General features: G+C 51.2%; 20 protein-coding genes and 2 pseudogenes. 12 read left to right on the plus strand and 10 right to left on the minus strand.

Features of this window, described 5'->3' with window-relative positions; all coding sequences use genetic code 11:
- Positions 1 to 245, minus strand: a pseudogene (locus BLO51_RS29955) (IS4 family transposase); the annotation flags it as partial.
- A 155-nt stretch (positions 246 to 400) separates the two neighbouring features.
- Positions 401 to 664: an AbrB/MazE/SpoVT family DNA-binding domain-containing protein gene (locus tag BLO51_RS26500; RefSeq protein WP_090676711.1), complete on the minus strand. Its 264-nt coding sequence runs from the start codon at positions 662 to 664 to the stop codon at positions 401 to 403.
- Between the two features lie 285 nt (positions 665 to 949).
- Here BLO51_RS26500 and BLO51_RS26505 point away from each other — a divergent pair, with 285 nt between their 5' ends.
- The 4 genes from BLO51_RS26505 (at position 950) to BLO51_RS26520 (ending at position 4,971) form a co-directional block, all read left to right on the plus strand.
- Positions 950 to 2,239, plus strand: a complete 1,290-nt coding sequence (locus BLO51_RS26505) for an SPFH domain-containing protein (RefSeq protein WP_090676714.1) — start codon at positions 950 to 952, stop codon at positions 2,237 to 2,239.
- Between the two features lie 13 nt (positions 2,240 to 2,252).
- Entirely contained in the window at positions 2,253 to 2,996 is a 744-nt protein-coding gene (locus BLO51_RS26510) for a hypothetical protein (RefSeq protein ID WP_090676717.1), read from the plus strand.
- 55 nt (positions 2,997 to 3,051) lie between these two features.
- On the plus strand, positions 3,052 to 3,630 hold the full coding sequence (locus tag BLO51_RS26515; protein WP_217266792.1) for a hypothetical protein: 579 nt from the start codon (positions 3,052 to 3,054) through the stop codon (positions 3,628 to 3,630).
- A gap of 642 nt (positions 3,631 to 4,272) precedes the next feature.
- Positions 4,273 to 4,971: a hypothetical protein gene (locus BLO51_RS26520; protein WP_090676722.1), complete on the plus strand. Its 699-nt coding sequence runs from the start codon at positions 4,273 to 4,275 to the stop codon at positions 4,969 to 4,971.
- A gap of 179 nt (positions 4,972 to 5,150) precedes the next feature.
- Here the strand turns inward: BLO51_RS26520 and opp4C are convergent, their stop codons facing one another.
- The 7 genes from opp4C to BLO51_RS26560 form a co-directional block, all read right to left on the minus strand.
- Positions 5,151 to 6,050 (minus strand): oligopeptide ABC transporter permease, encoded by a 900-nt coding sequence (opp4C, locus tag BLO51_RS26525; RefSeq protein WP_090676755.1) that lies wholly within the window; start codon positions 6,048 to 6,050, stop codon positions 5,151 to 5,153.
- 24 nt (positions 6,051 to 6,074) lie between these two features.
- Complete coding sequence (gene opp4B, locus BLO51_RS26530; protein ID WP_090676725.1) at positions 6,075 to 7,040, minus strand: oligopeptide ABC transporter permease; 966 nt, start codon at positions 7,038 to 7,040, stop codon at positions 6,075 to 6,077.
- A 22-nt stretch (positions 7,041 to 7,062) separates the two neighbouring features.
- Entirely contained in the window at positions 7,063 to 8,799 is a 1,737-nt protein-coding gene (gene opp4A, locus BLO51_RS26535) for an oligopeptide ABC transporter substrate-binding protein (RefSeq protein ID WP_090676727.1), read from the minus strand.
- 28 nt (positions 8,800 to 8,827) lie between these two features.
- Positions 8,828 to 9,811: an ABC transporter ATP-binding protein gene (locus BLO51_RS26540; RefSeq protein ID WP_090676730.1), complete on the minus strand. Its 984-nt coding sequence runs from the start codon at positions 9,809 to 9,811 to the stop codon at positions 8,828 to 8,830.
- Positions 9,808 to 10,824: an ABC transporter ATP-binding protein gene (locus BLO51_RS26545; RefSeq protein ID WP_090676733.1), complete on the minus strand. Its 1,017-nt coding sequence runs from the start codon at positions 10,822 to 10,824 to the stop codon at positions 9,808 to 9,810. The genes BLO51_RS26540 and BLO51_RS26545 overlap by 4 nt, the downstream gene beginning before the upstream one ends.
- Before the next feature lie 643 nt (positions 10,825 to 11,467).
- Positions 11,468 to 12,967, minus strand: coding sequence for a stalk domain-containing protein (locus BLO51_RS26555; protein ID WP_090676736.1), 1,500 nt, complete (start codon positions 12,965 to 12,967; stop codon positions 11,468 to 11,470).
- 258 nt (positions 12,968 to 13,225) lie between these two features.
- On the minus strand, positions 13,226 to 14,017 hold the full coding sequence (locus tag BLO51_RS26560) for a M48 family metallopeptidase (RefSeq protein WP_090676758.1): 792 nt from the start codon (positions 14,015 to 14,017) through the stop codon (positions 13,226 to 13,228).
- Between the two features lie 243 nt (positions 14,018 to 14,260).
- On the opposite strand from BLO51_RS26560, the gene BLO51_RS26565 reads away from it, so the two are divergent.
- The 3 genes from BLO51_RS26565 (at position 14,261) to BLO51_RS26570 (ending at position 15,527) form a co-directional block, all read left to right on the plus strand.
- Entirely contained in the window at positions 14,261 to 14,500 is a 240-nt protein-coding gene (locus tag BLO51_RS26565) for a TroA family protein (protein ID WP_090676739.1), read from the plus strand.
- Positions 14,497 to 14,634 (plus strand): hypothetical protein, encoded by a 138-nt coding sequence (locus tag BLO51_RS29525; RefSeq protein WP_167670347.1) that lies wholly within the window; start codon positions 14,497 to 14,499, stop codon positions 14,632 to 14,634. The genes BLO51_RS26565 and BLO51_RS29525 overlap by 4 nt, the downstream gene beginning before the upstream one ends.
- Before the next feature lie 386 nt (positions 14,635 to 15,020).
- Entirely contained in the window at positions 15,021 to 15,527 is a 507-nt protein-coding gene (locus BLO51_RS26570) for an Ig-like domain-containing protein (protein WP_090676742.1), read from the plus strand.
- A 152-nt stretch (positions 15,528 to 15,679) separates the two neighbouring features.
- Here the strand turns inward: BLO51_RS26570 and BLO51_RS26575 are convergent, their stop codons facing one another.
- Complete coding sequence (locus BLO51_RS26575; RefSeq protein WP_167670348.1) at positions 15,680 to 17,671, minus strand: methyl-accepting chemotaxis protein; 1,992 nt, start codon at positions 17,669 to 17,671, stop codon at positions 15,680 to 15,682.
- 160 nt (positions 17,672 to 17,831) lie between these two features.
- On the opposite strand from BLO51_RS26575, the gene BLO51_RS30935 reads away from it, so the two are divergent.
- The 5 genes and pseudogenes from BLO51_RS30935 to BLO51_RS26595 all read left to right on the plus strand — a co-directional run.
- The gene (locus tag BLO51_RS30935) at positions 17,832 to 17,954 is read left to right on the plus strand and encodes a hypothetical protein (RefSeq protein WP_281180443.1); all 123 of its coding nucleotides are present in this window, start codon (positions 17,832 to 17,834) and stop codon (positions 17,952 to 17,954) included.
- Between the two features lie 122 nt (positions 17,955 to 18,076).
- Entirely contained in the window at positions 18,077 to 19,120 is a 1,044-nt protein-coding gene (locus BLO51_RS26580; RefSeq protein WP_090676748.1) for a hypothetical protein, read from the plus strand.
- Between the two features lie 159 nt (positions 19,121 to 19,279).
- Positions 19,280 to 20,299: an AI-2E family transporter gene (locus tag BLO51_RS26585; RefSeq protein ID WP_090676751.1), complete on the plus strand. Its 1,020-nt coding sequence runs from the start codon at positions 19,280 to 19,282 to the stop codon at positions 20,297 to 20,299.
- A gap of 295 nt (positions 20,300 to 20,594) precedes the next feature.
- Positions 20,595 to 20,993 carry an IS200/IS605 family transposase gene (gene tnpA, locus BLO51_RS26590; protein WP_090676753.1) on the plus strand — a complete coding sequence of 133 codons (399 nt, stop codon included), beginning with the start codon at positions 20,595 to 20,597 and terminating at the stop codon, positions 20,991 to 20,993.
- Between the two features lie 4 nt (positions 20,994 to 20,997).
- Positions 20,998 to 21,338: pseudogene (locus BLO51_RS26595) on the plus strand (RNA-guided endonuclease TnpB family protein); the annotation flags it as partial.

The following is a 21,338-nucleotide window of genomic DNA, read 5'->3' on the forward strand; positions in this document are numbered from 1 at the left end:
TCTGCTGCTTTGCTCGAAAAGCTAGAATAGTGAACCTGAATTAAGCCGCAGGAATGAGCGCAGTCAACCCCTGCCCGGTAACCCTCCCATTGTTGATGGGCAGCCGTGCACCAATATTGCAACAAGTCATATACCGTAAACTTACGGGCTTTGTCTTCATAACCTATCATTTGCACAATTGATTTGACTTCTTCAAGACTCAGAATGGATTGAAGAACGGATGGAATCGTGATACAATTTTTCATGAGATCGCCTCTTTCTCGAATCGCTTGGTGGTACAAACGATTCTACAGCAAAGGCGATCTTTTTTCTACCATTTAGTGGTTAATCAACAGGCCTGGAATAACGGCTACGTTTACGGCGATGACTTCTTGAATCGTTAAATAACGAACGTGTGCCATTATCTATCTTTTAACCCTTTCAGCGTTTCGTCGTACTCCTCCATGACTTGCGAAAGGGTATCTATAAAATCCGGACTTATTCCTGCCGGCAGGGAAACTTTGTTAGCTTTTCGTATGACGATTTCCCCGTCTTGCTCCCGCACATCGATCTGAACCGAATCGCCGAGCTCTACCCCGATTCGTTTGAAGGCCTCTGTCATCGTGATACCTAAGCTGTTGCCGAATTTGGCTACTTTTCGCTCCATTCCAACCACCTTGCTCATATCATCATTCTCCTTAATAAGTGTGTCAAACTGTTATAACAATTATACAGTGCGTGCGAATTTTTGGAAATGAATTAAACAAAACTCCCATGACCTCATTATAGGACTTCCCGACATCCTCTCCGACAAAGCCCCCCAAATCTTGCCGCATCTTGTCGGAATCTAGCAAAATTGTCCGTTATATCGCATCAAATGGGAAATTTTGAGTCCAAAAAGAGCTTGTTTCGTAGTATATTAATGTAAAAGGATTATACGCGAGACCAACATATGGAAAGGGGTACCTAGATGGCAATTATCGAAGTAGTCAAATTCGACGGGCCGCCCAATTTATTGGTGTGGAAATATCCGAACCAAGAACTAGGCACATGGACTCAACTGATCGTCAATGAAACCCAGGAAGCGCTGCTGTTCAAAGGCGGGGAGGCGCTTGACCTGCTCGGTCCCGGCCGGCATACGTTATCGACGCAAAATATTCCGATCCTTTCCTCCGTCGTCAATTTGCCTTTTGGCGGCAAGTCGCCGTTTACGGCAGAAATTTGGTTCGTGAACAAGCTGCATAAGCTGGACATGAAGTGGGGGACACCGACTCCGATTCAACTGCAGGAGCCCAAATACCACATGATGGTATCGGTCCGCGCGTTCGGTCAGCTAGGCATCCAGATCGAAGACACGCGCAAGTTTCTGCTTAAGCTGGTCGGAACACTTCCGACGGTCGATCAAGCGGAGCTTGGCAAATATTTTCGCAGCATCTTGATGATGAACATCAAAGAGCTTATCTCTGCTTATCTGGTGCATAAAAAAATTAGCATTCTGGAAATCAACGCCTATATCTCCGAAATATCCAAACATATGGAAAGCCGAATCGTCTCGATTTTTCAAGAGTACGGGATTCGTTTGGTCGGCTTCCAGATCGATTCCATCAATCTTCCTGAGGAAGATCCGGCCACGAAGCGGCTAAAGGAAGCGCTGGCGAAAAAAGCGGAAATGGATATTCTCGGCTTCTCCTACCAGCAGGAAAGAACCTTTAATACGCTGGAGAGCGCGGCGAAGAACGAAGGGAATCCATCGGCCTTCATGGGAGCTGGCATCGGTCTGGGGCTCGGACAAGGCGTTGGTATGACGCTTGGCAATACGTTTTCGCAGTTGTCGGGACACATGGATGTGTCATCTGCTCCTGTCCAGACATGTTCCAAATGCGGCATGAGCAATGCGCATGATTCCGGCTTTTGCAGAGGGTGCGGACAATCGCTCAAGCAGGAAACTGCTTCCCCGGCCGTTGCCTGCCAAGCATGCGGACATTCCCTTCCGGCAGGATCGAAATTTTGCCCGAACTGCGGCGACAGGTACCGTCCTTGTCCCCGCTGCCAAGCGGATAACCCGGAACAAGCGCTGCATTGTACGACATGCGGAGAGTCGCTGGGTGCTGCTTGTCCTCAATGCGCGACAATGGTGGAGGCGGGAGCGAAGTTTTGTCCGGAGTGCGGCAAGAGCATGGTGCTTACTTGCAGTCAGTGTCAGCAGGTCGTGCAGCCGGGGCAAAAATTTTGTTTTGAATGCGGAAATAAGTTAGAGTGAAAAGGAGCTTGAGATGAATATGAAACGTTTGCCTGCCCTGGCCGCCAAATGGATGTTCGGCCTCATTGTCGTGGTAACCGTAGCCGCCTTTTTCTTATGTCGTCTGGAGGATTGGGGAACAGGACACTGGTGGACTTCCTTGATCTCCATCGTTCTCGCGGAAGCGGCAATCTATTACTGCGCTGTAGGCCAAGTAAGGAAAAACCGGCGCGGAGACGGGCTTCCCGCCTCCTTGACCTTCGTTACGATATCGGTGTTGTATGGAGCTGCCGCTATTTTTCATACGGTTTTCTTCTGGTTGGCCTTGCGGATTTCCTTGACCTCTTACGTGGTGATTGAAGTCATAACCGCCGCGGTCTGGGCAATCGGGATAGGGCTTGCCAATCATTTTACGAATTATGTGCGGAATCAAGAGGATGATCAACGGGCACAGATGCAGCTGATGAAGCAGATGAAGCTGTCTCTCGACTCGGTGAGCTATGCGCTGGAAGAAGAGGAAATCGAGGAACGGGAAGCGTTGAAAGCGGGGGTACGGGAGCTGATCGAAAAAGTAAAGTACAGCGACCCGGTTTCGCATCCCTCGATGATCCACATGGAGGAGAATTTGCTGTGGCAGATCAAGGAGCTGGAGCGCTGCGTTCGCGGGCTCAGTGATCAGGCGGGTGATACGGGCAAGGTGGAAATGTCCCGCAAGCTTCTGCGCGATATCTCGGCCGACCTGAGCCGCAGAAACAGCCAGTTGATTACGTTGAAATGAGGTTGACGCAGTGCATCAGAGCAATATGGAAGAGAAGTCAGATGTTAGATTGGACATGGACAGACCGGCTATCGAAGGCGTCGTGATCGTGCTGGCGTTCCTCTTGTTTTTTCCGGCGGGCCTCCTTTTGGCGGCTATCCGACTGTGGAAGCATCGCAATCTGAGCTATCAAAAAATAGATGACTGGCGAAATGCCGGCGTAACCATTCTTGTTCTGTTTGTACTTCTGGCATCTTTATTTTTATTCCTAAACAGCGTGACCTCCGTAGAGGGGTCCATGTCAACGTTGTTTACGTTGTGGTTTATTCTTATTATTTTTTTCTTCATTCCCGGGGTGTTCATGCTATGGAAGAGCAAGCAGAGTCGTAAACGGCTTTTGGCCCGCTATGACTCCTATCGCCAGATCGTCATGTGGCAAGGAATTACTTCTGTCCATACGATCGCGGAGATGACCTGGCTTCGCCCGGCAGTGGTTGCCAACGATTTGCAGCGACTGATCGGTCTTGGCGAGTTCCCCAATGCCTATTTGGATATGAATTCGATGGCTATCGTTTTTCAGCGGCCAGTCGAACCGACAGCGCCTTCGGACTTGCCTCAGGAGTGTACGACTGAGGAGGATTTCCGGAAGAACTGAACGAGTACATTAAAATGACCCCTCCGCCCAAAACGGAAGAGAGGCCGTTGCCGAAGAAGGTGGAGTGTTCCGGCTGCGGTTCGTCGACCTTGCTGCGGCCCGGCGAAAGCAAGGCGTGTGCTTACTGCGATTCTCCTTTGGAATATCCGCAGAGCCGGTAAGAAAGCATGTATTGTTCGACTTGCGTGAGATTCGCAGTTAACGCATCAAGAGGGGAGGCGGGAACCGGATTGAATACGGATAGACCGGCTATAAACGGTATATTGGTCGTGCTGGTTTTGTTCTTCTTTTTCCCAGCCGGTATTGTTCTGTTCGTTAACGCATGATCGGTCGCGGCATGATTCCGTATGCTTCTATAAATATGTATTCGATGACCCTTGTTTTTCATCAGAACGGTTTTGTTGCCCGCGAGGGTGCTGGGGATAGGGCCGAGGACGGCCACATTCACGAGTGGGACAAGCCGATGCCTGTATACAAACCGTCGGAAAAACGATTGCCCAAATCGGTTGAGTGTCATGGCTGCGGTTCGTCTGCGATATTGCAGCCTGGCGAGAGCAAAGCTTGTCCTTATTGCGATTCCTTGTTAAGCTACCCGCCAGTAAAATAGGCATATCGAAGTATAATAGAGATGAGGGAGCATCCTTGAATTATGATCGTCCAGCCATAAGCGGCATTGCGATAGCGATGTGGTTTATTTTCTTTTTTCCGATCGGCATCATTTTGCTGGCTGTCCGTTTATGGAAGCACCGTGATTTGAGCTACCAGAAAGTCATTGACTGGAAAAACGCCGGCGCGACGTTTCTGGTTATTTTTTTCCCGTTTATGATTTCGTTTTTCATCAATTTGTCCGCAGGGAGACCTATGGAATACTGGGTTATGGTTTGGGTTATCCTCCTTGACTTGATTCCCGGCATATACATGCTGTGGAAGAGCGGGCAGCGGCGCAAGCAGCTCTTCGCCAGATACGATCATTACCGTCATCTCGTCTTGGTGCAAGGAGTGACTTCCATCCAAACCTTGGCGGAGACGACAAACCAGCGGCCGGCCGTGGTGGCCAACGACTTGCAGCGCTTGATTTATCTTGGCGTGTTCCAGGATGCGTTCATCGATATGTACTCGATGTCCATCGTGTTTAACCAATGGGTTCCGGCAGATTCCATGGTGAATGTCAACGTGACCGTGAGCGGAGGCACATTCGTGCCGCAGCAGAGCAGGCCGCAACCCCAGACGTCCAAGACGGTGGAATGCCCCGGCTGCGGTTCGTCTGCTTTGCTGAAGCCCGGCGAGAGTAAAGCATGTCCTTATTGCGATTCCCCTCTGGCCTACCCGCAGCACGGATAGCCATAAGCGTTATAAACGTACACAACGAGTACCGGAGCACTGGCCTGAAGGCCTGTAATCGAAATTTTCATGTAATAAAGGCCGGGGCCGGCTTTCGTACACCGGCCTCCCTCTAATTGACACAGCGGCGGCCGTCCGGAACATGGGCTTCATGTTCGGACGGCCGCCGCGTGTGTGAATCATCCTTTTGGATCGAACGCTTCCTTCGCGCCTTCTCCGATAAAATTAATGGAGAGAATCGTAGAGGTAATCACGATGGCAGATGGCAACCAGACCCACCATTGGTTTTTGATCACTTGGGGCGAGATCGCATCCGACATCATATTTCCCCAGCTTGGCACATTGGCCGGCACGCCGAATCCAAGAAAGCTAAGACCCGTCTCCACGCCGATCATAACCGCCATCACGACGATCGCTTGAACAATAATGGTAGAAGCCACATTCGGCAGCAAATGCTTAACGATGACCTGGAACGGCTTGCAGCCGATCGCGACGGCGCTCATGATGTACTCGTTCTCCTTCTCCGACAGCACCTTGCTTCGTACAAGACGGGCGATCCCGCCCCAGCCAAGCACGCTGATGACGACAATCAGAACCAGAATGCCCGAGTCCGCAATGACCGTTTTCAGGACGATGACAAAAATAAGAAACGGGAAAATCATAATAAAATCGGTGAAGCGCATTAACATATTGTCGATTTTACCTCCGAAGTAGCCGGCGACAGAACCGATGGTCACCCCGATAAACGTGACGAAAAAGCTGATGCTTACGGCAATTAGCAGCGTCGTGCGCCCGCCGTACAGCAATCTTGCGATAATATCGCGTCCTCCTTTGTCCGTTCCTAACAGATACTCTGCCGACGGCGGCTTATGGATGAGGCGCAAGTTAATTTTGACAGGATCGTAAGACGTCAGCAGCGGCGCCAGCACGCACAGGGTCGCAATGAGGACCAGAAACGCGAGGCTGGCGATCGCCAGCTTGTTGTGAAAAAATCGGTTCCAGCCTGTCACCCAGGGAGAGGCGCTTCGTTTTTTGCTGACGGGCATCGTTTGATGCATCGGCTTCGACGCGGTATTCATAGCCATAGCCATCCTCCTCTCATGCTAACGAAGCCGGATACGCGGATCGATGTAGCCGTACAGTAAATCGGAAATTAAGTTGCCGATCAGCGTCATGACAGACGCGAACATCGTGATCGTCATCACGACGGAATAGTCGCGGCTGCTAATCGAGGAGACGAACAGCTCGCCCATTCCCGGATAAACGAATAACGTCTCGGTAATGACCGCCCCGCCGAACAATCCCCCGATATCAATACCGAGAAACGTAACCATGGGAATCAGCGAATTGCGTAAGATGTGCCGATTGTAAATATGCTTCTCGCTTGTCCCTTTTGCCCGTGCCGTCCTGACGTAATCCTTGCGGCTGCTCTCGATAATGTCATTGCGCAGAAATTGCGTATAAGAGGCTGTGCCCAAAGAGCCGAGCACAAACGCGGGCAGCAGCGAATTTTTTAATACGTTCAAGTAATACGCAAGCGTGCCGTCGGCAACTCCGACGCTGCGTGATCCGCTGGCGGGCACCCAGCCGAGCTTAATTGAGAAGATGTAGATGCAGATGATTCCGATAATAAAGCTCGGAAGGGCATAGACAATGTAGCTGACCGTCTGGATCGAGTAATCGATCGGCGTATTCGGACGTCTGCCCGCGACCATCCCGGTCAGGAAAGCGATCGCATAGGTGATGCATATGGCCATAGTAGCCAGGATGGCCGTATTCTGAAGCCGCTGGAAGAACAGCTCGCTCACGGGCCTCTTATGAATGAAAGATTGACCGAAATCGCCCCGCAGCATTTTGCCGAACCAACGGATGAACTGCTGCGGAATCGGGTCGTTAAAACCAAGCTGCTGGCGCATTTCGGCAATATATTCCGGCTTTACGTTGGCCGGATCAATCATCCCCGTCAGGGCGTCCCCCGGCATTAACTTTGCCAGGGTAAACACCACGATGGAGATGAGCAGGAGCAGCGGAATCATGCCCAGTAGTCTGCGCAGCGTATAAGTCAGCATAAGGCCAGCCTCCCGGATACAGTCATTGCGTGACCCACCACTTATGAACGTCGATTTGATTCGTGAACGAGTTCGCCTTGACGTTTTGCAGACGTTTGTTGCTTACCGTCACATCGACCGGAGAATTCAGGAACAGCATCGGCACTTCTTCATTCACAAGCTTCTGCCACTTGTGATACACATCCTTGCGGTAGTTCGGATCAAAGGCCTTCTCGCTGATCCCTTCGTCAATCAAGCGGTCCGATTCGGCCGTGTACCAGCGCGGGAAATTCCAAAGCACGTTGCTTTTCCATAATGCGCTCGGATCGGGATCGCTGGCGAGCGACCATGCTCCGGCGAACAGCTCGACAGACGGATCATCATGCTCAACCACATCGTAGAAGGCGTTGAACTCTTTCAGTGCACCTCCGTTTAGCTTTACGTCGAGTCCCACATCCTTCCACATCTGCATCATCGTTTGGGCGCGCGGCGCGGCAATCTCTGTGCCTGACATGGCGTCGAAGTTGAACGTGAGCTTTTTCCCTTGCGGGTCTTCACGCAATCCGTCGCCGTTCGTATCTTTATAACCCGCTTCATCGAGCAGTTTCTTCGCTTTATCGGGATTGTATTCGTACGGATTCAGCTGATCGTCCGGGATTTTCACCCAGCTTACGCCCGGCATGGGGGCGGAGATCGCCTTGCCCAGACCGTTGGCGAACGCATCGATCAGCGCTTGCCGGTCCAGCGCGTAATACATCGCCTGCCGCAGGCGCTTGTCGGCGAACTTGGATTTCGGATCTACGATAATTTTCTCGGACTTCTTATCCCACGTCCCTAACTTAAAGCCGATATAGGAGTAGGAAAGCGCATCTTGCTTATTGATATTGACGTTTGTCAGCTTTTCTACCTCTTTAAATTGGCTGTTTGGCGCTGCCATGATGTCGATTTCGCCGTTTTCCAGCAAACTGGTCGCCATATTGCCGGCAACAACTTTATATATCGCGCCGTCGAGCAGCGGCTTGCCTTGCCAATAGTCGTCGAAGCGCTCCATCTCGACATACTCGCCCGGTTGAATCTTTTTCACTTTGAACGGCCCGATGCCGAGCGGCTTTTTGCGGACTTGATCCGAATTGAGCATATCTTTGACGGCCACGCCTGCAAAATACTTTTTCGGCATCGGATACGACCACAGCTTCGAGACCGTATTCGGCGCCGCGGTTTTGACGGTAACCGACATCGTGTAGTTATCGATCAGCTTGATGCCGGCAATGTCTTTGGCTTTGCCTTCGCGGTAATCCTCGACGCCGACAATCATCTCCACATTGCTGTACCGGCTGCCTCCCGCTGCCGTATAGTCTTTATGGGCAATGGTCTCCAGCGCGAACTTCCAGTCCTCCATCGTCAGTTCATCGCCATTATGCCACTTGACGCCTTTCTTGAGCTTGAACGTAAACGTCTTATGATCGTCCGATTCCGTCCATTCGGCAATATGGGGATACGTCTTGAGATCGTCGCCGGTTTTGAGCAGACTATCCGTAACGAACCGCAAAATTAAATTGTCGTCTTCTCCGCCGTAAAATGCGCGGTCAAGCAAGCCCTTGAACGGCTGCGTATAGCCGTACTTTACAATACCCCCCGGTTTCGGCTCGCTTGGAGCCGCTTTGTTCTCTTCCGTCTTTTTCGGCGCTTCCGTCACCTCCGGCGCTTTATCTGTGCAGCCGGTAAGGGACACGGCAAGAAACAGCAGGGCGGATAAAACCATTGAAGCTTTTTTTTCCATGGAATGCATCCTCCTTTTATGAGATGATTCAATACAAATGACAGGCGACCTCGTGTTGAGGCGCCACCTGTTTAAGCGTGGGCTGCTCTTCCCGACAAGCGGCGACAGCATGGCGGCAGCGCGGATGAAAAGCGCAGCCGGCCGGCGGATTGGCCGGACTCGGCACATCGCCTTGCAGCACGATTCGCTCCCGCTTGGCGTTCGGATCGGGGATCGGCACGGCGGATAATAAAGCTTGGGTGTAAGGATGGAGCGGCTGTTTATACAAGCTCTTCTTATCCGTAATCTCGACGAGCCGTCCCAAGTACATGACGCCGATCCGGTCGCTGATATGCTTCACGACGCTCAAATCGTGGGCGATGAACAGATAGGACAGCCCGAAATCGGCTTGAATGTCCTGCAGCAGGTTCAGCACTTGCGATTGAATCGACACATCCAGCGCGGACACGGGTTCGTCAGCCACGACGAGCTTGGGCTTTAACGCCAGCGTTCTTGCGATGCTGATACGCTGCCGTTGCCCGCCGGAGAACTCATGAGGATATTTATAATAAGAGTCCTCGGCAAGTCCGACTTTCACGAGCAGTTCGGCAACGCGCTCCTCCAACTCTTTCCCGGTACGCGATTCATAATTGCGAATCGGCTCGGAGACGAGATGGCCGACCATCATTTTCGGATTCAGCGAGCTGAACGGGTCCTGGAACACCATCTGCATATGCTTGCGGATTTGCCGCAGCCCTTCGCCCTTGATTCGGGTAATGTCCTGGCCTTCAAAAAAAATCGTGCCCGCCGTCGGCTCGATGAGACGCATGATGGCGCGTCCGGTCGTCGATTTGCCGCAGCCGGATTCTCCTACAAGTCCCACGGTTTCCCCCCGCCGCATCGTGAGCGAGAAGTCGTTCACCGCCTGAATCGAACCAATCTGCTTCCGAAAGAGCCCGCCATGAATCGGATAATGCTTTTTCAAATTGTGAACTTGCAGCAGTGGGCGGTCGTGAGCGGTCACGTCATTCATGCGGTCTCCTCCTCCCGGGCTGCCGGCACACATGCTGAAAAGTTCAGACAGCGCACGTAATGGCCGCCGCCTACCTCGGCGAGCTGGGGCGTCAGCCGCCGGCAATCGTCGCTGGCGCTCGGACAACGTCCGGCGAACCGGCAGCCGGTTCGGGGCATATGCACAAGCGACGGAACGATGCCGTTGATCGAATTTAATCGTTCCTGCTCCTCGTCAAGGCGGGGGAGCGACTGCAGCAGCAGCTGCAAATACGGATGCTTGGGCTCGTAGAAAATTTGCGTGACGTGCCCTTGTTCCACGATTTGGCCCGCATACATGACGGCGACCGTATCGGCCATCTCGGCGACAACGCCCAGGTCGTGCGTGATCAAAATCATGGACATGCCTCTTTGCTGCTGAATATCTTTGAGCAGTTCAATAATTTGTGCTTGGATCGTGACGTCCAGGGCGGTCGTCGGCTCGTCGGCGATCAGCAGCTTCGGGTTGCAGGCGATCGCCATCGCAATCATGACGCGCTGACGCATGCCGCCCGATAGCTGATGCGGATATTCGCCAACAATACGCTCGGCATGAGGGATGCCGACGGATTGGAGCAATTCGATACTGCGTTTGCTCTTTTCTTTCTTGCTCATGACAAGATGGTTCCCCAGTACTTCCTCGATTTGATACCCGATGGTAAACACCGGATTAAGCGCGGTCATCGGCTCTTGAAACACCATTCCGATATCGCTGCCCCGCAGCTTGAGCAGTTCGCTCTCGGATAAATTCATCAGGTTGCTGCCGTCAAACCATATTTCCCCGCTATCGATCCGGCTTATTTTTTTGGGTAGCAATTTCATAATGGATAAGGACATGACGGATTTGCCACAGCCGGATTCCCCGACGATGCCGAGCACCTGCCCGGGCAACAAGCGGAGAGACACATCGTCGACCGCGCGATAATAATCCCCTTCAATGGAAAATCCCGCACTTAAATGACGGATGTCAAGCAAGGCGCTCGACGGATGGTTCATAGGATCACCTCAAGAAGTTTGCCGATGCAATTGTTTGGAAAACGCTTCCAAATTTGCGGCTGGTTGATTAAATTTTAAGACTAATCAATGGCTTGTGTGTTGGACTCAGGTGTTTTAAAGCAGTGGAAAGGATATCGTCCCTGTATCGTCCCGTCGTATGGACGATCGTGATAGGTATGAGATTCGTGAGGTGTATGCTGTGGAAGACGTCGCTGGTAGTTACTACACATTTTACATACACTAACTTTTTTTGTCACCCCCTTTTTTTGTTCTCAGGGGAATTGTTGATCTTATCGATGGCATGTTTTGTTTATGGTGATATATATATAACATTATTTATTATCTACCGACGCGCAAAAAGACCGCGAGGCCGTGCCTGCGGTCTACGCAATCTTGTAGGGACATATTCGAACAGCAAATAAAGAGGAGCAGGCTTGGTACGCTTGGGCTTCGTTGGTGAACATCCAGATCACGCCGTACTTATCTTCGATCTGGCCGAACAGGGAGCCCCAGAATGCCGGCTCCAGCGGATGCCTTACGGTGCCGCCCTCCCCAAGCTTGACGAATGCCTCGCGGGCAGGAGCTGTTTTCCCTCGTTAGCGAATTAGCCGCTTCCTGACAGATACGGCCTCTTAGGTTAGCGTTAGTTTAACGTTTGACTCGAGCTGAGCACGCCGTTGGTGAAGTACAAATAATTGCCGGTGCCGATGCTCGAACCGCGGTATACCCATTGCTCGAACGTACCGAAGCTGCTGGTCGTTGTATTGACATCGTCCGGCTTGCCCCAAGACATCAGGACTTGATCCTGGGTCATACCGATCCTGACTTTTTGTTGGCGAATGACCGCTTTCACGCTTTCAGGCCAGTCGAATTCAGCCAGTGGATCGGCGATGAAGAACGATCTATGGATGGCTTCGATCGAATCGAAATTAAACTGGACATTCTTGCTCCCGTTGGATAATACGACGGTCGGACCGTTGTAGCTGATGACGGTCAACTGCTCAAATCTTTCGAATCCACCGTTTTTGGCGCCATTGCTGCTGCGGGGCAGGGAGTCTACCCAGAGGTTGGGATAGCTCTTCCATATCGCTTCGGCGTCCGAATCGAGTCTCAGCTTTTTGATTCCAGCGGAAATGATGCCTTGTTGCCCCCAAGTATTGTTTTTCGACAAGTCCCCGACGGTGAGATCCACCCGCTGCTGTTCTCCCCACACGATTTTCATGTCCATATAATCCTTCAAAAAGGCAAGCGGCACATAAATGACATTGTTCTCCAAGATCGGCGGAAAGTCCAGACGTACCGTGTACGAGTCCATCTTGTCTCCGTAATACGTCAGCAGGTTGCTATTGGCGCGCAGAAGCAAAATGCGGTTCGGATGATTTATCCGTATGACCCCGTCTACGTCTTGGGCCGACGCATTCACCTTGCCAAGTACGGCCCATAATGGCACATAGACGGAGTTATTGCGAACGATCGGAGCATAATCCGACTTCAAGTAGCTTCCATTAATGTAGATTTTATAGCCTTCGGTCCCTGGGGGCGCTTCTTCCCGGACCGGTTTTCCGTCTTTCCATTGGCCCTCGTACCATTTTTCGCCGTAGATGGAGGTTCCTTTTGCGGCATAGCCTTTCCCGTCGGGCAGACCATTCTTCATCTCGCCATCGTATACAAGCGGCACGCCGTTCAGTTCGAAATACGGCCGGGCGCTAATGTACATATCTTTCTCCTTAGTGTCGATATGTGTCGATTGGGCCTCGGCGTCCCATTTGACCTTGGCGCCGAAGGCTTCCGCTACGAAACGGACGGGAACGAACGTTTGATCGTCCTTAATCTGCGGCGGGACATCGAGCGTCTGGGACTTTCCGTTCATCTGGACGGTCGGATCGCCGATTTTTAATTGTACGGTAGTACTGTCTTTCGTCAGGGTGATCGATTTCGTGCTTTCTTCCCAGCTCAGCTTGGCTCCTAATTCGTCGGAGATGTCGCGCAGCGGAACAAGCACTCTTCCGTCGACTTGAATGCCGATATCCATATTGATGCCAGGTTTGGCGCTGTCTGCGGCAAAAGCAGGGACAGCCGTAACGAGCATGGCGGAAGCCAGTATAGCGGGAACGGTCTGGGATAGCCGAAATTTCATTTTCATAGCGAGTTGCTCCTTGGGTCGGTTAGTTTTTCGGTTTAGTAAACTTATCGTGCTCTGCGATGACGGTGCCGGTCGCGTAGGGTTAATAATGGTTAACAAAATATTACAGCCATTATACGGGTTATTTCCTGCACTGTCGACATGATTCTGGTAAATTCGACTTATACTACGTGGGACAAAAGAAGATTTTTAGGAAATTTGTCATATCTTATCTCTTAATACGGCACGTAATAGGGCCCTCGCTCCCCATCGGTTCCGTCAGGAGGCGATGGGCTCCCGCTCGAAGGTGGGGGAGGAATAGCCGAACAACTGTGGCTTCGTCTGCATCAGCTCCATCTGCTCGATGCGCTTGGGCAGCGGCGGATGCGTCGACGTGGCGTAGCTGAACCAGACGAAGAAGCCCGTTTCTTTGCGGCTCTCGGCGACGTATTCGGCGACGTTCACCTTGGCGTACATCGTTCGGCCGACGGCCAGAATGGTCAGGGCGGAGATGGCCGCCGGGGCGTTCCCCGTATACGCCGCCGCCATCCGGTCGCAGGTATACTCGCAGGCTCTCGAATAAGCTTTGCCCAGGAAAGGCATCCATTGGGCGGGCAGCAGCAGCAGGCTTTTGGTCATGTGATTTCGCTTGATATGCGCCAATTCGTGCGCGATGACGTAAGCCAGTTCGTCTTCTTCGCTGTCCGCCATCTCGAACAAATTGGAATACAGCACGACGAAGTTTCGGCCGAAAAAACGCGAGGCAAAGGCATTCAGCATCCCGTCCGATTGAAGCACGAACACATCGGGAACCTGCCGGATATCCATTCGCTCGCACAGCTCGCGCACCTTTCGGTGCACGGCAGGGAACTGATGCTCCGTCAGCTTGACCCCGTTGCTTTTGATTTGGCCGATCATAAGGCCGTGAAGGAAAAACGTGATGCCAAGACCGATCAACAGATAAAAGATGCCGATCAGCGAAACAATCAGGCCGAAATAGACCATGATGCTGAAGAGTAGGCTAATGATGAAGTACGATGTTTCTTTGCTGTGAATTAACCGCGGATTCATGGGGTTCATGTAGTGCTCACTCATTCCTTTTCTCAAGATGATAATTGCCGTGTTCCCAAGGCTTATTCCTAATTGTCGGCATGACCCCGCCATTTGTTTAGACGATATTGGAAATTTTGCCTGGATGCAGGGATTGCGGGGGATTCCAGCGAACCCCAATGTGGAGAAAGTCCTTTCGCTCAGCCCGGATCTTATTATTGTCCCTGAGTTTCTAGAGCAGACTAGCCTGAGGGCGAAACGGCTTTGGCATTCGTCTTTTTTCAGGATAAGCTGCTCTATGTGTACGGGAATCAGCGCCTTAGCTCCACGCTCTATGACGCGCTCGGATTTTCGCGTCCGGAGAAAGTGGCGACTCTTTTCAAAGATAAGCCGACTCGGCAGTCGATCTCGAATGAAGCGCTACCCGACTATGCCGGAGCCCGGATTTTTTTAGTCACGTTGGACAATAACGAGAGCGCCAAAAAGGGGCGGAGGAGCTCATGAATAGCCCCGTATGGCGCAACCTCTCTGAGGTGAAAAATGGAAAAGCTTACGTGGTCGGCAGTCAATGGTCGTTTTACGATCCGGTTACCTTAGATTGGCTGCTCGACGAGATGCCGAAGCTCATGATGAAATAACAGGCGCATAATGGCGAATAAGCTTTTCGGCCTCGGGCAGGAATAAAAAGTCTGTCTAGAGCAGACAAAGGAAAATCCCCGATATACTTCATAAGCTGGCGCCTGCACTTCTAACGGCGTCAGCTTGTTTTTTTAGAAGCGCATCTTTACTTTCATATATACAAAAAGATGTTTACATGTCCAAAATATGGATTTACAATATAATGGAATTAAGGTTAATAATTTCATTTTATTGGGGGGCGAGGGGGCGGGAAATAACGGAACTTTCCATCATGAGTGTGCTAACCACTTATTTACTTGTTTTTACATGTATTGGGCAGAAATCAAAAAGACAACATTGGAGCTTCGATTGCAATCAAAATTTCATGTCGAGGTGAAAAAAAGCAATGAGAATTCGTATCCAAAGTGTGATGTTATTTATGATGGCACTAGTGTTCAGTCTTTCAACGCTGTTTACCCCTGCTCCAAAAGCTCATGCTGCTGAACTCGGAGATGTATTGTACCAAGCTCATGTGGAAAATCTCGGATGGCAGCCTTACGTCTGGAATGGAGAAGTCGCTGGTACAGTGGGACAATCCCTGCGTCTTGAAGCCCTCAAAGTAAGAGTCACTGGGTTGCCGGATGTCCATGTGAAGTATCGCGCCCATGTAGAACGCACGGGCTGGCAAAATTGGGTTCAAGACGGTCAAGTGGCGGGGACAGACGGTAATTCCCAACGGTTGGAAGCTCTCGAAATCAAACTGGAGAATGCGCCCCCTGGCTACCATATCGAGTATCGGGCTCATGTAGAAAACCTTGGCTGGCAAGGATGGGTCCGTGACGGAGATATTGCCGGAACAACCGGAAATTCGTTGCGTTTGGAAGCTATTCAAATTCGCTTAGTTCGTTCATAACCATCCATAGGAATCCTGCGCTCCCGATAATAACCGGGAGCGTTTTTTTGAATGCCCCGACTCTTCATGCTCTTTCTTGCGGAGGAAACGACCATCGAACAAAATAAAAAATCGGCAGCTCCAGGAAAGCCCTTGGATTGCCGATTTTGCCGTTACACTTTAAATTTCAGCAACTCTTCGTTAAGCTCCTGCGACATCGTGCTTAGCGATTTGGAGGAAGACGAGATTTCCTCCATCGAAGCAAGCTGCTGCTGCGAAGCAGCCAAAATTTCCTGCGCGTTCTGCAGGGAACCTTGCGAGATGATGACGAGCTCGGCCATCGAAGCGCTGACTTCCTCCGTTCCTGCCGACATCTGCTCGGAAGCGGCGGAAATTTCCTGAATTTGCTCCGAAATGCTCTGCACGGAAGAGTAAATGTTTTGGAACAACGTTCCGGCATCGGTGATCAGTGTGGAGCCTTGACCGACATCGGCGATGCCTTGATTCATCGAGTTCACGGCCATACGGGTCGAGCCCTGCACCTCTTTCACCAAGCTGGCAATATCGTCGGCGGAATGCTTCGCCTGCTCCGCCAGCTTCTTGACTTCATTGGCGACGACGGCGAAGCCCCGGCCGTGCTCCCCGGCGCGCGCCGCCTCGATGGAGGCATTGAGCGACAAGAGCTGCGTTTGATTCGAGATGTCCGCGATGACTTCGACGATGTTGCCGATTTTTTGGGACAGCTCGTTGAGCGCGGCCAAATCGGATGCCGTCTGCCCGACCGAATCCTGGATCGACTTCATTTGGCGAATCGCCGAAGTGACGAGCTGGTTTCCTTCTCGCGCTTCCTGCGCCGAGGCGAAGGATAGCTCCGAGACGTTGGAGGAGGATTCGGCGATTCTTTGCACGCCGACGGCCATTTCTTCCATCGCCTTCGACGTCTGTTCCGCAGCGGTTGCCTGCGCCTCCGAGCCGTTGACGACTTGCTGTATCGTCCCGGCGACGTGATTCGAGGTTTCCACCGATTGTTCCGCAATCGCGTTCAACTCCTCGGAGGAAGCCGCGACATGCTCGGCGGTCGCATGGGATTGCTGGACCATACCTCCGATCGAAGTCAGCATCGTATTCATGTTTTGAGACAATTGACCGATTTCGTCCTTGGACTTGACCGGGATTCTCGTCGTCAAATCGCCTGTTCCAATCCGCTCAAGGAGCATGGATAGAAGCACGATCGGCTTCGTGTTGGATTTGGAGATGAGCAGCGCCAAGAGCGTGTTGATGACTACGAATACGGCGATGAAAATCCAAGAAATCAGCTTTGACTTGGCAATTCCTTCGTACACTTCGGCGGTCGGAGCGACCGTGATGATTTTCCATCCCGTAGAAGGCACGGTATCGTACGCGGCGACATTTTCGCCGTTCGAGGCCGCGAAGGTCACCATACCGCTCTCGTTGACCAAGATGTCCGATCGGAACGCCGCCGCTTGCTCTGCGGTGAACGCCTCTTCGACTTTTTTGCCGATGGCACCCGCTTCGGGGAACGTTACGACAGTGCCGTAGGAGGTCACCAGGAAGCCGAAGCCGGATTTCCCAAATTTGATATTCGACGTCAGTCCGGTCAAAATATCAGAGTTGAGTACGGCGGAAATCGCGCCGATAAATTCGTTCTTTTCGTTCAGTATGGGGACAATCAAGATGATGACATTTTTGCCGGTTTGGCGGCTCACGATCATGTCGCTGACGGCAGGCTTCTTGGTTTCCCTGGCTTGTTTGTAATAATCGCGGTCGGTAATTTGGGAAGCTTTTCCGTCCGGAGGATTGCTGAATCCGTTGGCGTCTACATAGGAGTAGTATTCAATCTCGCTGTCGATTTCGCCGAACGATCGCAGCAGCGGTTTGATCGCATCAAGCTTACCCGTCTTCAACTGCGGGTTTTTCTCAATCAGATTTTGCACCAGTTGGACACGTTTAGTTACCCAGTAATCCATGTATCCGACATTGGATGCGGCCAGACTTCGCTCTTTGTCGCGGGTTTCGTTGTGAATTTCCGCAGTTAAGTAATTGGCCAAAGAGATGGTGCTGCTCAGCAAGGGAAATAAAGACAGCGCCAGTAATAATACGGTTAGTTTGAAACGGATTGAAGCATTGCCCCACTTTTTTAACATGCAAGTTCCTCCCAGATGTAAGTTCAAGCCTAATTGATGTCGTCTTGCGGCAGTGGCCGAAAGCATCTGTTATTATATCGGTGTGACAAGGAGACAAAATGATAGCCATGCACGCATAAGTGAAAATTTTATTGGTGAAATTTTTGGAAGTTGAATAGTTATGGAAAGTTGCGTAGCGGAGCGTTGGCTCGATGCGATTCAGGCGTTCTCCAAAGGCTTGACGCACACTGCCGGTTCGCCCCGTATCCAGTTGAAAGTGAAGGTCCGGAATGCTATCATTTAAGTACTACCATCATCTATGGAAGAGGAGCCCGATTGTTGCGTTCGGGCTTCTCTTTTTTGTAAAACCGGACCGGGGGATGACCGGATTTGTATGTAGAGAAAACAGCTTGGGGTGGAGTGCAGATGATGAAACGTGCTGGAGCAATGGCTGTGCAGGCGCTGCTTGCTGTGACGGTCATGACAGGGTGCGGAAGCGGCGACAACTCGTTGGCCGTGAAGGAGCCGCAAGGGCAGACGACTACTCCGCAGCCTGGGACGCCCGGTTCGGAACAGGTTCGCGGCAAGGATTTGCTGAAGCGCCTGGACGCGACCGCTTCGGAAGCGAATGAAGCCAGGGAAATCACGACGTTTCTGGACGCCAACTTGAAGAAGGCTGACGTGAAAACGGCGGACAGGATGCTGCTGCGGCTTGAGCAGTATTACGATCAGCTGCTGCCGGAGGCGAACGCCGATTTCAAGCGGATGCTGGAGCAGCCGGGGACGGCCGAAAAGCTGCGGGACCTCGGGTTGCCTCTCGATGTCAACAAAATCCAAAACGACGATACATTGAAGCAGTGGCTCCTGCGGCAAACCGAAGGGAAGCTTGCGCTGGACACGAACGGCGAAGGTGATTTTTATTGGAAAATCGACTATGAAGCTTTGCAGAAAGCGTACGCTTCTTTCGCGTCCGACGATCTGAAGGCTTATCTCTCCATCCGGGCGGCGGAGTCGAACAAGACGTTTTTCGATGACGGCCGTTTGCTGATCGGACGCGGCGAGCTTGCGGATCGCATGCTGCAGGCGGAGAACTACTTGACGAGCTATCCCTCGGGTCATCGGAGAACCGAAATCAAAGCGCTGTATGTCGATTATATGGAGCAGTATATTCACGGATACCGGTACGATGCCGTCGATGAAAGTACGATGAAGCTGCTTCCGGCGGTCAAGCGCAGCTACGAGCAGTTGGTGAAGCAGCACCCGGATACGAAGACGGCGCAGATTGTGGAGGAGTACCTGGAGGAGATCAACCGGAACAAGGACGTCATCTACCATCCCGGCAAAAAAGGCGAGAGTGTTATCGGTGACCCGAAGCGGAATATCGGCGAGTTCTGGAGCGGGCTCAGGGGCCGGATCGACGCCGCATTCCACGCAACGAAGCAGCAGCTGGAGGGGCGGGATAAAAAATAAAGCTGAATAAAGAATGAAAAAAGGACGATAAAAGGGAATGAAGCTTTTTGAAATTTATGTCGAATCGGGCACGATTCCTTGAAACTTTCATTCCCTTAGCTTCGTATACTGCATGGGAAGTTTTATTCTTTATTCTGGCGGAGACAGGAGATTGAATGTATGGAATGGCTCAAAATGATGTTTTCCAACTTGACCGTAAGACGATTTGCCATATTGTTCATAGTTTGCTTTCTAATGTTCCAGATTCGGGATATGCTGAATTTGGTGCTGCTGACCTTCCTGCTTACCTACATCATGTACCGTCTTCAAGGGTATATCACGGCACAGTTGAACCGCGTAGTCCGGGTTAGCAGCAAGTTGGTCGTTATACTACTGTATTTGCTCATTTGCGGCCTGTTGGGCTGGGCGATTTATTACAATTTGCCCAAAATTATCTTCCAGGTCAAACAGTTGTACGACGTCGTCATTACACTGATGAACTCGTCTCATCAGGATGACGAGCTGTCCAAATGGATAACGGGCATCTTGAAGGAATTGAACTTGCAATCGTATGTGAAGCAAGGCTTCGAATATGTGCTCAAGATTAGCAACTGGGGAACGACGTTTGTTTTCGCGCTGATACTCAGCTTCTTCTTCATTTTGGAAAAGAACCGCATCGTCCGGTTCACCTCCCAATTCCGTACGAGCAAAATCGCTTGGCTCTATAACGAGCTGGAGTATTTCGGCCGGAAGTTCGTGCTTTCCTTCGGCAAGGTGATCGAAGCACAACTGCTGATCGCCGTGTGCAATACGGTTTTTACGATGATCGGGTTATGGTTGCTGGGTTTTCCGTATTTGTTCGCGCTGTCGATCATGGTGTTCCTGCTCAGCTTGATTCCGGTGGCGGGATTTATTATTTCGCTTATTCCGCTCAGCATTATCGGCTTCGCGCTAGGCGGCTGGCTGATGATCGTCTATGTGGTCGTGATGATTATGATCCTGCACTTCCTGGAAGGATACTTCTTGAACCCGAAGCTGATGTCATCTAAAACAAACCTGCCGATGTTCTACACGTTTATCATCCTCCTCTTCTCTCAGCATTATTTCGGGGGCTGGGGACTCATTATCGGGATTCCGGTATTCGTCTTCCTGCTGGACATTCTCGACGTGAACGTGGACGAACGCTCGGGCAAGGGATGAGCGGCAAGCCGGTTGGGTAGAGCGATAAAATAAAAACTTAAGACAAGGCGCCTTCGGGTGCCTTTTTTGTTGCTCGCGAATGAATTCCGGATACCATAATCCGATCCTTATACATCCGTTATTGAGCACGTAGAAAGCCTTATTGCCGCAGGTCGTTACAGATTTTAGCCGAGAAAGCCCTTGCCTTTAGGCATGGGATGAATCGGCTTAGGACAAGGGCTGTCTTTAGACAGCTTAATTGTCCTACATTCCTTCATGTTGTTGCAGTTGTATGTTAAATTGATACAATTGGTATATGGGACAAGAATATAGAAGAACGACCACAACCGTATCACTCATCAACTATCATTTTGTGTTTTGCCCGCGATACCGAAGAAAGGTACTTGTGAGTCAAGTCGAAGCGAGATTTAAAGAGCTTGTGCAAGAGCTATGTCAGAAAAACGATTGGCTTATTGTTGCGATGGAAGTCATGCCAGATCATGTGCACCTATTCTTAAACGTGCTGCCAACGGATTCTCCAGCAGACGTTATGGCAAAATTGAAAGGTACGACCTCGCGATGTTTGCGTCAAGAATTTAAGCACTTGGAGCATCTACCAAGCCTTTGGACACGTTCCTATTTTGTCAGCACGGCAGGGAATGTTTCGAGTGAAACCATCCAACGTTATGTTGAAGAACAAAAGAAAAGGGGGTGAAGCCATGCAAACCGTAACCGTTCAAATTCGAATATGCCCAAACGATGTTTCCCTGCTGAAGGAGATGGGGGATGAATACATCAAAACGGTCAATCTCCTCACCGAACAAGCGGAAGCATCGGGCGCATTTCCAAAGCTCACCTCCAAGGATGTCGATGCCAAACTTCCATCCGCAGTAAAGAACCAAGCCATTCGAGATGCGCGAAGCATTCATAACAAGACGAAAAAGCAAGGAAAACGTCCGATTCTAAAACGCAGAGCCTACTACGTAAATAACCAGAACTATTCACTTGGGGACCATAGCGTTGCATTTCCTGTGATGTTGGATGGGAACGTACAGCGGCT

The sequence above is a fragment of the Paenibacillus tianmuensis genome, from assembly GCF_900100345.1.
In the GTDB taxonomy this organism is placed as follows: Bacteria; Bacillota; Bacilli; order Paenibacillales; family NBRC-103111; genus Paenibacillus_G; species Paenibacillus_G tianmuensis.

Coding starts and splice junctions, on each gene's coding strand:
- BLO51_RS26580 (WP_090676748.1), top strand. CDS start 18,077: ATGATGAAACGTGCTGGAGCAATGGCTGTGCAGGCGCTGCTTGCTGTG.
- tnpA (WP_090676753.1), top strand. CDS start 20,595: ATGGGACAAGAATATAGAAGAACGACCACAACCGTATCACTCATCAAC.
- BLO51_RS26575 (WP_167670348.1), bottom strand. CDS start 17,671: ATGTTAAAAAAGTGGGGCAATGCTTCAATCCGTTTCAAACTAACCGTA.
- BLO51_RS26545 (WP_090676733.1), bottom strand. CDS start 10,824: ATGAACCATCCGTCGAGCGCCTTGCTTGACATCCGTCATTTAAGTGCG.
- BLO51_RS26585 (WP_090676751.1), top strand. CDS start 19,280: ATGGAATGGCTCAAAATGATGTTTTCCAACTTGACCGTAAGACGATTT.
- BLO51_RS26505 (WP_090676714.1), top strand. CDS start 950: ATGGCAATTATCGAAGTAGTCAAATTCGACGGGCCGCCCAATTTATTG.
- BLO51_RS30935 (WP_281180443.1), top strand. CDS start 17,832: ATGGAAAGTTGCGTAGCGGAGCGTTGGCTCGATGCGATTCAGGCGTTC.
- BLO51_RS26510 (WP_090676717.1), top strand. CDS start 2,253: ATGAATATGAAACGTTTGCCTGCCCTGGCCGCCAAATGGATGTTCGGC.
- BLO51_RS26500 (WP_090676711.1), bottom strand. CDS start 664: ATGAGCAAGGTGGTTGGAATGGAGCGAAAAGTAGCCAAATTCGGCAAC.
- BLO51_RS26570 (WP_090676742.1), top strand. CDS start 15,021: ATGAGAATTCGTATCCAAAGTGTGATGTTATTTATGATGGCACTAGTG.
- opp4A (WP_090676727.1), bottom strand. CDS start 8,799: ATGGAAAAAAAAGCTTCAATGGTTTTATCCGCCCTGCTGTTTCTTGCC.
- BLO51_RS26540 (WP_090676730.1), bottom strand. CDS start 9,811: ATGAATGACGTGACCGCTCACGACCGCCCACTGCTGCAAGTTCACAAT.
- BLO51_RS26515 (WP_217266792.1), top strand. CDS start 3,052: ATGGACAGACCGGCTATCGAAGGCGTCGTGATCGTGCTGGCGTTCCTC.
- opp4B (WP_090676725.1), bottom strand. CDS start 7,040: ATGCTGACTTATACGCTGCGCAGACTACTGGGCATGATTCCGCTGCTC.
- opp4C (WP_090676755.1), bottom strand. CDS start 6,050: ATGAATACCGCGTCGAAGCCGATGCATCAAACGATGCCCGTCAGCAAA.
- BLO51_RS26560 (WP_090676758.1), bottom strand. CDS start 14,017: ATGAATCCGCGGTTAATTCACAGCAAAGAAACATCGTACTTCATCATT.
- BLO51_RS26555 (WP_090676736.1), bottom strand. CDS start 12,967: ATGAAAATGAAATTTCGGCTATCCCAGACCGTTCCCGCTATACTGGCT.
- BLO51_RS29525 (WP_167670347.1), top strand. CDS start 14,497: ATGAATAGCCCCGTATGGCGCAACCTCTCTGAGGTGAAAAATGGAAAA.